Raw genomic sequence first — 14,667 nt, 5'->3', positions numbered from 1 at the left:
CAACCCCGTCATCGTCCGCTCGCCCCGGGCGCCCGGAAGCGCGTCACCCGACCTCGGGGTCGCCCTTCGTGTACGTGAGACGCTCCACGGCGCCGGGCCGAAAGTCGTCGTCGATCTTCTTGCCGTTGACGTACAGCTCGATCGCCCCGGCGTCGCCGAGGATCAGGTTGATCTTGGTGCTGTCCTGGAACGTCTTGGACTCGCCCTTGTTGAGCAGTCCGTCGAAGAGCATGCGGCCGTTGTGGTCCTTGGCCGAGATCCAGCTCCGTCCGTCGGGCGCGCTGACCCGGACGGTCACCTTGTCCTGCGGGGCGGCCGCGATGGCGCTGTCGGACGGGTCGGACTTCGGTGTGGCGGACTGCTCCGGCTTGCGGGTGGGCGCGGCGGACTTGGTGGCGGACGGCGAGGCGCTGCCCTCGGCGGCCTGGGTGTCGGTGTCGCCGCCGGTCTCCGACTTGATCGCGGTGAAGCCGACGAAGCCGATGACGACGACGATCGCCGCGACCATGGCCGCGGTCCAGTTCGGGCCCCGGCGCTCGGGGCGGATGCGCTCCGCCTCGAACAGGGGGGCCGCCGGGGTGGGCGCGGGCCGGCCGCCGTGTTCGGCGTCGAACCGCGCGATCAGGGGGGCGGGGTCGAGGTGGACGGCTTTGGCGAGGTTGCGGATGTGGCCGCGCGCGTACACGTCGCCGCCGCAGGAGGTGAAGTCGTCCTCCTCGATGGCGTGCACGATGCCGAGGCGGATGCGGGTGGCGTTGCTGACGTCAGCCGCGCTCAGCCCGGCCTCGACGCGGGCCTGCCGCAGGGCGGTGCCGACGGAGGGACCGTCGGACTCGGGGCGGTCGGGGAACGGGGGCTCGTCTTCGGGGGAGTTGCTGCCGATGGACACGGGGGCGCCTTTCGAGCGTATGAGCCACCTGTGCTGAGCGTTCAGTCTAGGCGGGGTACGAAAGGGTGGGGCAAGCAGGCGAACGGACTTGTACGCCATCGGAATGGCCGGTCAGCCCGACGGCGGACGGGAACGGGGGAACCGGGCCGGTACCCGCACCCCTGCTCTCGCTCAACTTGACGTACTGCGAAGGGAAACGGTTGCCCGCCGATGTCTAACGAGTGGATCACGGCGGTGCCGCCACCCGGCGCAGTCCCGACACGCCGGGCGGCCCGAAGCCCTACCCGTCAGACTCCCCGCGAATCACGGCGAGCACGCCGTCCAGCTCGTCAGGCTTCACAAGAACGTCACGAGCCTTGGAACCCTCGCTGGGTCCGACGATGTTCCGGGACTCCATGAGGTCCATCAGCCGGCCCGCCTTCGCGAAGCCGACCCGCAGCTTGCGCTGGAGCATGGACGTCGACCCGAACTGGGTGGAGACCACCAGCTCGGCGGCCTGGCACAGCAGGTCGAGGTCGTCGCCGATGTCCTCGTCGATCTCCTTCTTCTGCTTGGTGCCCACGGTGACGTCTTCCCGGAAGACCGGCGCCATCTGGTCCTTGCAGTGCTGGACGACGGCCGCGACCTCGTCCTCGGTCACGAAGGCGCCCTGCATGCGGGTCGGCTTGCTGTCGCCCATCGGCAGGATCAGGCCGTCGCCCTTGCCGATCAGCTTCTCGGCGCCGGCCTGGTCGAGGATGACGCGGGAGTCGGCGAGCGAGGAGGTGGCGAAGGCCAGCCGGGAGGGCACGTTGGCCTTGATGAGACCGGTGACCACGTCCACCGAGGGACGCTGGGTGGCCAGCACGAGGTGGATGCCGGCGGCGCGCGCGAGCTGGGTGATGCGCACGATCGCGTCCTCGACGTCGCGCGGGGCGACCATCATCAGGTCGGCCAGCTCGTCCACGATGACCAGCAGGTACGGGTACGGCTGGAGCTCGCGCTCGCTGCCCGGCGGCGGGGTGACCTTGCCCTCCCGCACCGCGCGGTTGAAGTCGTCGATGTGCCGGTAGCCGTAGGCGGCGAGGTCGTCGTAGCGCATGTCCATCTCGCGCACGACCCACTGGAGGGCCTCGGCGGCCCGCTTGGGGTTGGTGATGATCGGCGTGATCAGGTGCGGGATGCCCTCGTACGCGGTGAGCTCCACCCGCTTGGGGTCCACCAGGATCATCCGGACGTCCTCGGGGGTCGCCCGCATCATGATCGAGGTGATCAGGCAGTTGATGCAGGACGACTTGCCGGAGCCGGTGGCGCCGGCGACCAGCATGTGCGGCATCTTCGCGAGGGAGCGCATCACGTAGCCGCCCTCGACGTCCTTGCCGAAGGCGACCAGCATCGGGTCGTCGTCCTCGGCGGACTCCGCGAGCCGCAGCACGTCGCCGAGGTTGACCATCTCCCGGTCGGTGTTGGGGATCTCGATGCCGACGGCCGACTTGCCGGGGATCGGGCTGATGATCCGCACGTCCGGGCTGGCCACCGCGTACGCGATGTTCTTGGCGAGCGCCGTGATCCGCTCGACCTTCACGGCGGGGCCCAGCTGGACCTCGTACCGGGTGACCGTCGGGCCCCGGGTGAAGCCGGTGACGGCGGCGTCCACCTTGAACTCGGAGAACACCGTGCGCAGGGAGTCCACGACGGCGTCGTTGGCCGCGCTGCGCGCCTTGCCGGGGCCGCCCCGGGTCAGCAGGTCCAGCGCGGGCAGCGAGTAGGTGATGTCCCCGGAGAGCTGGAGCTGCTCCGCGCGGGCGGGCATCTCCCGGTGGCTCTCGGGGGCGGCCTTGGTGAAGTCGGGGACGCTGCCGTCGGGCGCGGCCTTCCTGCCCGGCGTGGGCCGGGAGGCCGGTGCCGGTGAGGGCGCGGGGACCGGGGTGGTCTCCTCGCGGTCCCCGAGGCCCACGCCCTGGGTGAGGTCGGCGACGACGCGGGACGGCGGCATACCGTGCTGCACGGCGCCGTCGAGCGCCTCGGCGGCCGCCGAGGCCACGTCCACGGCGTCCATCCCGCGCGGGTCGGACTGCGGCAGGGCGGACCGGCGGGGGCGGCGGCGGCCGAGGGCCTCGTCCTCCGCGGCGTCGTGGTCGAGGCCCTGGGGGGCGCCCCGGCTCCCCCGGTGGCGCGCGGGCGGCTCGTCGCGCCACTGCTCGTCGTACCCCGCGTCGTCGAGGTCGGCCGCGTGGTCGTGCAGCACGCCCAGGCGCACGCCGAGGGCGCGCAGGCGCTGCGGGATGTGGTTGACCGGGGTGGCGGTCACCACGAGCAGCCCGAACACCGTGAGCAGCACCAGCAGCGGTACGGCGAGCACCTCGCTCATGGTGTACGTCAGCGGGGTGGCGGCGGCCCAGCCGATCAGCCCGCCCGCGTCCCTTATCGCCCGCATGCCGTCGTCCCGCGCGGGCGAGCCGCAGGCGATGTGGACCTGGCCGAGCACGCCGACGACGAGCGCGGACAGCCCGATCACGATCCGGCCGTTGGCCTCCGGCTGCTCCGGGTGCCGGATGAACCGTACGGCGATGACCGCGAACAGTATCGGCACGAGCAGGTCGAGACGGCCGAAGGAGCCGGTGACCAGGATCTCCACCAGATCGCCCACGGGTCCGCTCAGGTCGGCCCAGGTGCCGGCGGCGACGATCAGCGCGACGGCGAACAGCAGCAGCGCGACCCCGTCCTTGCGGTGGGCCGGGTCGAGGTTCTTCGCTCCCTGCCCTATGCCCCGGAAGACGGCGCCGACCGCGTGCGCCATGCCCAGCCAGAGGGCGCGCACGATCCGGTACACGCCCCCCGTGGGGCTGGGCGCGGGCCTGGCCGGCACCTTGCGGACGGGGGGCTTGCGGGCCGGCGCCTTCTTGGCCGGGGGCTTCTTGGCGGCCGCCTTCCGCGCCGGAGCCTTCGCGGGAGCGACCGCCTTCCTGGCGGGCGGCTTCTTGGCTGCGGAGGGACGTGAGGCCATGGGTGTGAGGTTACCGGGGGAGACGACAGCGGACACGTGTGCCCAGAGCTTCACCCGTTCGTGTCGCCCTTGCGGAGGCGTCAAACTGACGCCCGCTCAGGGGCTCCCCGCGCCTGGTGGGACGTCAGCCCTGTGGTGGCAGCGCGGCCGAGCCGTCCGCGCCCGGCTCCAGGGCGTCCAGCGCCCTGCGCAGCCCGGTGAGCTTGCGCTCCAGATGGGCGGCCGTGGCCACCGCGGCCGCGTCCGCCGACTCGTCGTCCAACTGCTTGGAGAGCGCCTCGGCCTGCTCCTCGACGGCCGCGAGCCGCGCGGACAGCTCCGCGAGCAGCCCGGCGGGCTCCTTGCTGTCGACGGCGTCCGCGCCGCCGCCCTCCAGCTGGAGCCGCAGCAGCGAAGCCTGCTCCCGCAGCTGGCAGTTCTTCATGTACAGCTCGACGAACACCGAGACCTTGGCGCGCAGCACCCACGGGTCGAACGGCTTGGAGATGTAGTCGACGGCCCCCGCCGCGTAACCCCGGAAGGTGTGGTGCGGGCCGTGGTTGATCGCGGTGAGGAAGATGATCGGGATGTCCCGAGTCCGCTCCCGCCGCTTGATGTGCGCGGCCGTCTCGAAGCCGTCCATACCCGGCATCTGGACATCCAGCAGGATGACCGCGAAATCGTCCGTGAGCAGTGCTTTGAGCGCTTCCTCCCCGGAAGATGCCCGCACCAGCGTCTGATCGAGCGCAGAGAGGATGGCCTCCAGCGCCAGCAGATTCTCCGGCCGGTCATCGACCAGGAGGATCTTGGCCTTCTGCACCATGGCCCGCCCTCCTCGCCCCGGCGGTACACCGGGCGCCGCCCCAGGGGACGACTCCCTTTCGCCGCCCGTCCTTGTGCCGGTCATCGTAGCCGCACCCCGCCCGTCGCCACACCCTGTCACCGCGATGTCACGGTGCACACAGTCCAAACGCGGGCAGAGCCTGGAAGGTTCCCGGAATCCGAGGTTCCCACACCTGGCCCGCGTACTGAACCGCGCCCCCGTCACCGGTCCTGTCGTGCCGTCACTCCGGCCGCATCCACTGTCGCATGACGGCGAGCAGATGGTCGGGGTCGACCGGCTTGGTGACATAGTCGGAGGCGCCCGACTGGATCGCCTTCTCCCGGTCGCCCTTCATCGCCTTCGCGGTCAGCGCGATGATCGGCAGGCCCGCGAACTGCGGCATCCTGCGGATCGCCGTCGTGGTCGCGTACCCGTCCATCTCGGGCATCATGATGTCCATCAGGACCACCGCCACGTCGTCGTGCTGCTCCAGGACCTCGATGCCCTCGCGGCCGTTCTCGGCGTACAGGACCGAGAGCCCCTGCTGCTCCAGCACGCTGGTGAGCGCGAACACGTTGCGGATGTCGTCGTCGACGATGAGCACCTTCTCGCCGCCGAACCGCACCGCGCGCACCGGCCGCTCGGCGTCCTCCGGCTGCTCGACGGTGATGGACTGCTCCGGCCGCTGCTCGGCCGAGGGCAGGTTCCGGCGGCGGCGCCGGAAGAGCGCGGCCGGGCCGTTCTGTGTGTCCCGGTACGACCTCACCTCGTGCGGCGTCTCGACCTGGGGCGCCGTCAGCTTGGCGGACAGGTGCGCCTCGGACGCGACCAGCTCGCCGGCCTCCATCGGGGGCGCCGCCTGCTGGTAGCCCGGCGGCGGCAGCTCGCTCGGGTGCAGCGGCAGGTACAGCGTGAACGTGGAGCCGCGGCCCGGCTCGCTCTGCGCGTGGATCTCACCGCCGAGCAGCTGGGCGATCTCCCGCGAGATCGACAGGCCGAGACCGGTGCCGCCGTACTTGCGGCTGGTCGTGCCGTCCGCCTGCTTGAACGCCTCGAAGATCACCCGCATCTTGCTGGCCGCGATGCCGATGCCGGTGTCGGTCACCGAGAACGCGATCAGCTCGGCGTCCGGATCGGTGACCACCCCCGCCTCCAGCAACTGCTCCCGGATGACCTGGGGGACGTCCGAACCGGCGGGCCGGATCACCAGCTCCACCGAGCCGGAGTCGGTGAACTTCACCGCGTTGGAGAGCAGGTTGCGCAGCACCTGGAGCAGCCGCTGCTCGTCGGTGTGCAGGGTCGCGGGCAGCTCCGGGGAGACCCGGACCGACAGGTCCAGGCCCTTCTCGGCGGTCAGCGGCCGGAAGGTCGCCTCCACGTAGTCCACGAGCTGGACCAGCGCGATCCGGGTCGGGGAGACGTCCATCTTGCCCGCCTCGACCTTGGACAGGTCCAGGATGTCGTTGATGAGCTGGAGCAGGTCGGACCCGGCACCGTGGATGGTCTCGGCGAACTCGACCTGCTTCGGGGACAGGTTGCTCTCGGCGTTGTCCGCGAGCAGCTTGGCCAGGATCAGCAGCGAGTTGAGCGGCGTACGCAGCTCGTGCGACATGTTGGCGAGGAACTCGCTCTTGTAGCGCATCGACACCGCGAGCTGCTCGGCACGCTCCTCCAGGACCTGCCGGGCCTCCTCGATCTCGGTGTTCTTCACCTCGATGTCCCGGTTCTGCCGGGCCAGCAGCTCGGCCTTCTCCTCCAGCTCGGCGTTGGAGGACTGCAGCGCCTTCTGCCGGTTCTCCAGCTCCTCGGAACGGTCCCGGAGCTGCTCGGTCAGCTCCTGGGACTGCTTGAGCAGCTGCTCGGTCTTGGTGTTGACGGAGATCGTGTTGACGCTGGTGGCGATCATCTCCGCGATCTGGCTGAGGAAGTCCCGCTGGATGTGCGTGAACGGCGTGAAGGACGCCAGCTCGATCACCCCGAGGACGTTGCCCTCGAACACCACCGGCAACACGATGACCTGCGCCGGAGGCGCCTCGCCGAGCCCGGAGGAGATCTTCAGGTAGCCGCTGGGCACGTCCTTGACCAGGATCGTCCGCTTCTCCTGCGCGGCCGTCCCGATCAGCCCCTCACCGGGCCGGAAGGAGGTCGGCATGGCGCCGGTGGAGCAGCCGTAGGAGCCGAGCATGCGCAGCTCGTAGTCCTCCTCGCCGTCGGCGGCGAGGTCCTGGCCGTCCATCAGCGGCATGGTCAGGAAGAACGCGCCGTGCTGCGCGGAGACCACCGGGGTCAGCTCGCTCATGATCAGCGAGGCCACGTCCTCCAGGTCCCGGCGGCCCTGCATCAGCGCGGAGATCCGGGCGAGGTTGCCCTTGAGCCAGTCCTGCTCCTTGTTGGCGATCGTGGTGTCGCGCAGGTTGGCGATCATCTTGTTGATGTAGTCCTGGAGTTCCTGGATCTCCCCGGACGCGTCCACGTCGATCTTCAGGTTCAGGTCGCCGCGGGTCACCGCGGTCGCCACCTTGGCGATGGCACGCACCTGCCGGGTCAGGTTCCCGGCCATCTCGTTCACCGACTCGGTCAGGTCGCGCCAGGTGCCGTCCACGTCCAGCACCCGCGCCTGGCCACCGAGCTGGCCCTCGGTGCCCACCTCGCGGGCCACCCGGGTGACCTCCTCCGCGAAGCTGGAGAGCTGGTCGACCATCGTGTTGATCGTCGTCTTCAGCTCCAGGATCTCGCCCCGGGCGTCGATGTCGATCTTCTTGGTCAGGTCGCCCTTGGCGATCGCCGTCGTGACCATGGCGATGTTGCGCACCTGGCCGGTCAGGTTGGACGCCATCCCGTTCACCGACTCGGTGAGGTCCTTCCAGGTGCCCGCCACACCGGGCACGTGCGCCTGGCCGCCCAGGATGCCGTCCGTACCCACCTCGCGGGCCACCTTGGTGACCTGGTCGGCGAACGAACTCAGGGTCTTCACCATCGTGTTGATGGTGTCGGCGAGCTGCGCCACCTCACCGCGCGCCTCGATGGTGACCTGGCGCGTCAGGTCACCGTTGGCCACCGCCGAGGCCACCTGGGAGATGTTCCGCACCTGCATGGTCAGGTTGTTGGCCATCAGGTTGACGTTGTTGCTGAGGTCCTTCCAGATGCCCGTGACACCCGGTACGTGCGCCTGCCCGCCCAGGATGCCCTCGGTGCCCACCTCACGGGCCACCCGCGTCACCTGCTCGGCGAAGCTGGAGAGCTGGTCGACCATGGTGTTCACCGTGGTGACCAGTTCGAGGATCTCGCCCTTGGCGTCGACGGTGATCTTCTTCGACAGGTCGCCCTTGGCCACCGCCGTCGTGACCTCGGCGATGTTGCGCACCTGGATCGTCAGGTTGTTGGCCATGAAGTTCACGGACTGCGTGAGGTCCTTCCAGGTGCCGGAGACACCCTGCACCTCGGCCTGTCCGCCGAGCATGCCCTCCGTACCCACCTCACGGGCCACCCTGGTGACCTCCTGCGCGAACGACGACAGCTGGTCCACCATCGTGTTCAGCGTGTTCTTCAGCTCCAGGATCTCCCCGCGGGCGTCCACGGTGATCTTCTGGGAGAGGTCACCCCTGGCCACCGCGGTGGCCACCTGGGCGATGTTGCGGACCTGGGCGGTGAGGTTCCCCGCCATGCCGTTCACCGAATCGGTGAGGTCCCGCCACACACCGGCCACACCGGGCACCTGCGCCTGACCGCCGAGGCGGCCCTCGGTGCCCACGTCACGGGCCACCCGGGTCACCTGGTCGGCGAAGGCGGAGAGCTGGTCGACCATCGTGTTGATGGTGTTCTTCAGCTCCAGGATCTCGCCGCGCGCGTCCACGTCGATCTTCTGCGACAGGTCGCCGTTGGCCACCGCCGTCGTCACCTGGGCGATGTTGCGCACCTGGGACGTGAGGTTCCCGGCCATGAAGTTGACGGAGTCCGTCAGCTCCTTCCAGGTGCCGGACACCCCGTCCACCCGGGCCTGACCGCCGAGGCGGCCCTCGGTGCCCACGTCACGGGCCATCCGCGTCACCTGGTCGGCGAAGCTGGAGAGCTGGTCCACCATCGTGTTCACGGTGTTCTTCAGCTGGAGCATCTCACCGGAGACGTCCACGGTGACCTTCTGCGACAGGTCGCCGTTGGCCACCGCCGTCGTCACCTGGGCGATGTTGCGCACCTGACCGGTGAGGTTGCGGAAGGCGGTGTTGACGGAGTCGGTGAGGTCCTTCCAGGTACCGGCCGCGCCCGACACCTGCGCCTGGCCGCCCAGTTCACCCTCGACACCGATCTCCCGCGCGACGCGCGTCACCTCGGCACCGAACGCCGAGAGCTGGTCCACCATCCCGTTGACGGTGTTCTTCAGCTCCAGCATCTCGCCGGCCACGTCGACGGTGACCTTCTGCGACAGGTCACCGCTGGCCACGGCGGTCGTCACGGCGGCGATGTCCCGCACCTGCGTGGTGAGGTTCCGGAACACCGTGTTCACGGAGTCCGTCAGGTCCTTCCACGTTCCCGCCGCACCCGGCACGTTCGCCTGGCCGCCGAGCCGCCCCTCGGCGCCGACCTCGTTGGCCACGCGCGTGACCTCGTCCGCGAAGATCCGCAGCGTCTCGGTCATCTGGTTGATCGTCTCGGCGAGCTGCGCCACCTCGCCGCGCGCGGGCACGGTCACCTTCTGCGACAGATCACCGTTGGCCACGGCCGTGGTCACCTGGGAGATCCCGCGCACCTGCGCGGTCAGGTTCCCGGCCATCGTGTTGACGGAGTCGGTCAGCTCCTTCCACACCCCGGCCACGCCCGGCACCTGCGCCTGGCCGCCGAGGATGCCCTCGGTGCCCACCTCGCGGGCCACCCGGGTCACCTCGGACGAGAACGAGGAGAGCTGCTCCACCATCGTGTTGACGGTGTTCTTCAGCTCCAGCATCTCGCCGGCCACCTGCACGGTGACCTTGCGCGACAGATCGCCGCCGGCCACCGCCGTCGTCACCAGGGCGATGTCCCGCACCTGCGCCGTCAGCCGGTTGGCCATGGTGTTGACGGACTCGGTCAGGTCCTTCCAGGACCCAGACATCCCGCGCACCTTGGCCTGCCCGCCGAGCTTGCCGTCGGTGCCGACCTCGATGGCCACCCGGGTGACCTCGTCGGTGAAGTTGGACAGCTGGTCGACCAGGTTGTTGACGGTCCGGCCGACCTTCAGGAACTCGCCCCGCAGCGGATGCCCGGTCCCGTCCGGCGCCTCGGTGCGCAGATCCATGCGCGGCGAGAGGTCGCCCTCCGCGACCGCCGTCAGCACCCGGCTGACCTCGGACACCGGCCACACCAGATCGTCGACCAGCGCGTTGGAGTTCTCCACGGCGGCCGCCCAGGAACCCTCGCAGGCGCCCGTCTCCAGCCGTTCCGTGAGCTTCCCCTCACGCCCGACCGTGCGCCGCACCCGCGCCAGCTCACCGGTCAGGTGGAGGTTGCGGTCGGCCACCTCGTTGAAGACGGCCGCGATCTCCGACATGACGCCGTCGCCGGACACGGTGAGCCGTTTGCGGAAGTTCCCGTCGCGCATGGATTCCAGCGCGGCGAGCAACCGGTTCAGGGCAGCCGTGTCCACCTCGGTGACGCCACCGCTCCTGCGCGGGGACGGCCGGCCCTTCGCGCGCGTCTTATTGCCCCGCGTCGCTGCGCCAGACTCCACTGTGTCCCTCCCGGAGGGGTAGACCGTCACTGCCGTGCCCGGCCGCGTCGGCCCGGCTTGCCGGGGACCGGCACACCGGTTGCTTCCGCGTTCTCTTTACCGCTCGGTACTGCCTGGTGCCGCTGCCGGACCGGTGGTCCCGGCGGCATCCTGGGGCTGCTGCCCCTCGTGCACGGAACACACGCGGTCCGAACGGACCTTCATCAAAATCCTGCCCAGTGTTTCACCCCTGCCGAACCAGGCCATAACAGTTCGGCAGCTTCGCACACGGTTCGCACACCGTGGGGGGTAATCACCGGTGACCGGCATCCACCGCGACGGCGAAGGTAAGTAACCTTGCATCCGGCTGTCCAGCCGCACCGGCCCGACCGGCCTGGGCGGCGGCACGAGAAGGACACGGGCATCGGAGGGGCGGGCCGCAGAGCATGACCACCGGACTGATCCCGGGGGGACCTCCCCCGGAGCCACGGCCGAAGGGCGAGCGGGCGCCGCAGCAGCGGTCCGAGCCGGACGGCCACCCGGCCCCGCACGTCGACGACAGAGCAAGGAGTTCCGTGATCACCGCCCGCGCGGCCGCCAGCTTCGAGCCCGTCGGGCGTTCGGTCGCGACCGCTCGCGCCTTCGTCCGCGACACCCTCCAGGGCTGGGGGTTCGCCGACATCGTCGACGACGCCGTGGTGCTCACCAGCGAGCTGGTCACCAACGCCGTGGTCCACGCGGGCACCGAGGCGGAGGTGCTGTGCCTGCGCACCGAGCACGGTGTCCGCATCGAGGTCTCCGACCGCTACCCCGAGCGCGAGGTGCCGCTGCAGAGCGCGCACGCCGTCATGGGCAGCCCCGACCGCGAGGGCGGCCGCGGCCTGCAGCTGTGCGCGGCCCTCGCCACCCGCTGGGGCGTCGAGTACACCCCCACGCACAAGAACGTCTGGTTCCAGCTCGACCTGCCCGAGCGCCCGGTCGGCACCCGCACCGCCGGCCCGGCCCTGCCGCCCGACCTGCTCCCCCTGGCCGACAGCCGCGTTCGTGTCGCCGTCCTCCAGATCGACCGCAAGGGCTGTGTCAGCGCCTGGAACGAGGACGCCGAGGAACTCTTCGGCTACCCGGCGAACGAGGTGATCGGCAAGCCGCTGACCGACCTCGCCGCCTGGCCGCACACCCCCGGCACCGGCACCGGCATCGCCGAGGCGCTCCAGCTCTCCCGCTGGGAGGGCAGCTACGGCATCCGCGGCGCCGACGGCCGCGTCTCCCCCGTCTACGCCTCCCACCTCCGCGTCCGCGACACCGGCGGCGAGCCCTCCACCGTCTGCCTCCTGGTCCGCGACCACGAGCGCGCCGTCCTCCAGACCCCCTCCCGCGTCCCCGCGGGCGACCAGGGCGGCTCCGACGGCCAGAGCGCCGACCCCTTCGAGGTCTTCATCGGCTCCCCCGCCCCCGACGACCTCGACGGACTCCTCCAGCGCACCGTCGAGCGCGCCCGCGACATGCTCGACGGCGACTCCGCCTTCCTGCTGCTCGCCACCGACGACGAGACGGAACTCGAGGTCCGCGCCTCCACCGGCCTGCCCTCCACCCGCCAGCGCTTCGCCCGCGTCCCCGTGGAGGCCGGCCCCGGCCGCTACGGCTCGGCGCGCATGCCCGCCGTCCACGAGGACCTGAGCGCCGTCCCGAGCGCCGCCGTCCCGCTCCTGGCCGGCACCGGCATGCGCTCGGTGGTCACCGTCCCGCTCAAGGTCGAGGGCCGCCTCACCGGCTCCCTCGGCGTCGCGGCCGAGGCACCGGGCCGCTACTCCAACGAGGAGGCTCTGCGCCTGCAGTTCGCCGCCGACCGCATCGCCCTGGCCGTGGAGTCCGCCCGCCTCGGCGAGCTGGAGCGGTTGCGCCGGGGCTCGCTCAGCTTCCTGGTCGAGGCGTCCGACCTGCTCGCCGGCACCCTGGACCGCGACCAGACCCTCGCCCTGATGGCGCAGATGACCGTGCCGACCCTCGCCACCTGGTGCGCGGTCTACACGATCAGCGAGCAGTCCGCCGACCCGTACCTGTCCTACGTCCTGCACGAGGACGAGGAGTTCATCGACGGCATCAAGTCGCTGCTGTCGAAGATCCCGCCGCCGGACCCGGTACTTACGCCCGGCGCCCGGGTCTGGCCGCTGCCGGGCGAGGTCGCCCACCAGGCCGCCCTGCGCAGCTCCATGCGCAGTCTGGGCCTGTCCGGCGGCCCGACCCAGCAGCTCACGTCCAGCATCGGCCCGACGCTGGCGACGGCCTCCGCGGTCGGCGGCGAGACGGTCGTGCTGCCGCTGGTGGCCCGCAACCGCGTCATCGGCATGCTGACCCTCGGCAAGCCCACCGACGAACACTTCCGCCAGGAGATCCTGGAGCTGGCCGAGGACCTGTCCCGCCGGGCCGCCCTGGCCCTGGACAACGCCCGCCTGTACTCGGAGCGCACGGCCATCAGCCAGTCCCTCCAGCGCAGCCTCCTGCCTCCCGGCCTGCCGCCCATCGACGGCGTCGAGGTCGACGTCATCTACCGCGCGGCGGGCGAGGGCAACGAGGTCGGCGGCGACTTCTACGACCTCTTCCCCATCGGCGACGGCGCGTACGGCTTCGCCATCGGCGACGTGTGCGGCACCGGCCCCAACGCGGCCGCCGTCACGGGCCTGGCCCGGCACGCCCTGCGCCTCCTGGCCCGCGAGGGTCTCAGCGGCCCCGCGGTCCTGGAGCGCCTGAACTCCGCGATCCTCGACGAGGGCGACCGCAGCCGCTTCCTGACCCTGCTGTACGGCGAGATGCGCCCGCAGGAGGACGGCGGCGCCGAGCTGAAGGTGGTCTGTGCCGGCCACCCGCTCCCGCTGCGCCTGCGCCAGGACGGCACGGTCACCCCGGCCGCCGAACCCCAGCCGCTCCTCGGCGTGATCGAGGACCTGGAGCTGTACGAGGAGACGGTCACCCTCGACCCGGGCGACGTCCTGCTGTGTGTCACGGACGGCGTCACCGAACGCCGCGAGGGCACCCGCATGCTCGGCGACGACGGCCTGGCGGACGTCCTGACGACCTGTACGGGTCTCACGGCGGGCGCGGTCGCGGCACGCATCCTGCGCGCCGTGGAGCGGTTCGCCTCCGACGCGCCCTCCGACGACATGGCGATCCTGGCGATGCGGGTTCCGGGGCTTCAGCAGGACTGAGGCCCGCGGGGCCCGCCCCCGGGCGGGCATGCGAAAAGGCCCCACCCGGATCGGGTGGGGCCTTTCTTCTTTCGCTGAGCCCCCAAACGGAATCGAACCGTTGACCTTCTCCTTACCATGGAGACGCTCTGCCGACTGAGCTATGGGGGCCTTGTCGCTTTCGAGGTTTCCCTCGCGGCAACAAGAAGATCGTACCCTGAACAGGCGCGGCTTCCCAAATCCGTTCGCGGCCCGTTCAGAAAGCGGGCTGGAGCAGTCCCCCAAGGGCATTGCAGGCAGCGACGATCCGCTGCATCTCCCGCTTCGTCAGGGCAGGATCGACCGGCAGGGCGAGCGTCTCGTCCGCGGCCCGCTCGGTCTCGGGCAGCGTCCGGGCGGGGTGGCGGAACCCGGGCAGCCGGTGGGCCGGCGTCTGCACGGGAATCCGGCAGCCGACTCCCCTGGCCCGCAGAGCGCGGGCGAACGCGTCCCGGTCCGGCCTGCCGTTCCCCGGCACCCGGACCACGTACTGCTGGTAGGTGTGCCCGTCACCGCCGTCCGGTGTCCGAACTCCCGTGAGCCGGGCGTCCAGATAGGCCGCCCGCTCGCGCCGCCGCACCAACTCCTCGTCGGGGGCCTCGGCTTCGCCGCGCTCCAGCACCAACAGCCCGTGCCGCTGCCCCAGTTCGCGCAGGGGCCTGACGTCGGCCCGGCGGCCGAAGCGGTGGACCACGACGACGGCCGCGGTCCGGGCCGTCACAGCGGCCCCGACGGACTCCGCGTCCAGGCAGTAGGTGAGCGGGTCTATGTCGGCGAACACCGGCCGCGCGCCCACCAGGGCCACCGCCTCGGCGACTTCGGCGTTCCCGAAGGCAGGTACGACGACCTCGTCGCCGACTCCCACGCCGGCGGCCCTGAGCATTGCTGCGGTACCCATGAAGGAGATGCTCGGGGGGCGACGTGAACGCCAAGTTACGGAAAACAAAAAAGGGTTGGTCCCTGAACCGAAGTTCAGGGACCAACCCTTTTCATCAAAATTAGTTCGGCGGCGTCCTACTCTCCCACAGGGTCCCCCCTGCAGTACCATCGGCGCTGTGAGGCTTAGCTTCCGGGTTCGGAATGTAACCG

6 protein-coding genes, 1 tRNA gene and 1 rRNA gene are annotated in these 14,667 nt (G+C 70.8%); 1 reads left to right on the top strand and 7 read right to left on the bottom strand.

All coding sequences use genetic code 11. The annotated features are described in order from the left end of the window. Nucleotides 1-43: 43 nt before the first annotated feature. From ABZ898_RS13820 to ABZ898_RS13805, 4 genes are all read right to left on the bottom strand, one after another. Nucleotides 44-889, bottom strand: coding sequence for a RodZ domain-containing protein (locus ABZ898_RS13820; protein WP_361657096.1), 846 nt, complete (start codon nt 887-889; stop codon nt 44-46). A gap of 280 nt (nt 890-1,169) precedes the next feature. Continuing rightward, a complete protein-coding gene (locus ABZ898_RS13815; RefSeq protein WP_361657093.1) occupies nt 1,170-3,875 on the bottom strand; it encodes a DNA translocase FtsK in 2,706 nt (901 codons plus the stop codon). A 124-nt stretch (nt 3,876-3,999) separates the two neighbouring features. Continuing rightward, on the bottom strand, nt 4,000-4,677 hold the full coding sequence (locus tag ABZ898_RS13810) for a response regulator (RefSeq protein ID WP_361657090.1): 678 nt from the start codon (nt 4,675-4,677) through the stop codon (nt 4,000-4,002). Nucleotides 4,678-4,918: 241 nt separating this feature from the next. After that, the gene (locus tag ABZ898_RS13805; protein WP_361657088.1) at nt 4,919-10,378 is read right to left on the bottom strand and encodes a HAMP domain-containing protein; all 5,460 of its coding nucleotides are present in this window, start codon (nt 10,376-10,378) and stop codon (nt 4,919-4,921) included. Nucleotides 10,379-10,803: 425 nt separating this feature from the next. On the opposite strand from ABZ898_RS13805, the gene ABZ898_RS13800 reads away from it, so the two are divergent. Further along, complete coding sequence (locus tag ABZ898_RS13800; RefSeq protein WP_361657086.1) at nt 10,804-13,560, top strand: SpoIIE family protein phosphatase; 2,757 nt, start codon at nt 10,804-10,806, stop codon at nt 13,558-13,560. A gap of 77 nt (nt 13,561-13,637) precedes the next feature. Here the strand turns inward: ABZ898_RS13800 and ABZ898_RS13795 are convergent. From ABZ898_RS13795 to rrf, 3 genes are all read right to left on the bottom strand, one after another. Beyond that, nucleotides 13,638-13,710: transfer RNA gene (locus ABZ898_RS13795), tRNA-Thr, on the bottom strand. A gap of 85 nt (nt 13,711-13,795) precedes the next feature. Beyond that, a complete protein-coding gene (locus tag ABZ898_RS13790) occupies nt 13,796-14,461 on the bottom strand; it encodes a DegT/DnrJ/EryC1/StrS family aminotransferase (RefSeq protein WP_361657721.1) in 666 nt (221 codons plus the stop codon). A 118-nt stretch (nt 14,462-14,579) separates the two neighbouring features. Further along, nucleotides 14,580-14,667 (bottom strand): 5S ribosomal RNA (gene rrf / locus ABZ898_RS13785); the annotation flags it as partial.

Origin of the sequence: Streptomyces sp. NPDC046860, from assembly GCF_040645115.1 — a bacterium.
Classification (GTDB): domain Bacteria; phylum Actinomycetota; class Actinomycetes; order Streptomycetales; family Streptomycetaceae; genus Streptomyces.
This window is presented reverse-complemented; position numbering and strand designations above follow the sequence as displayed.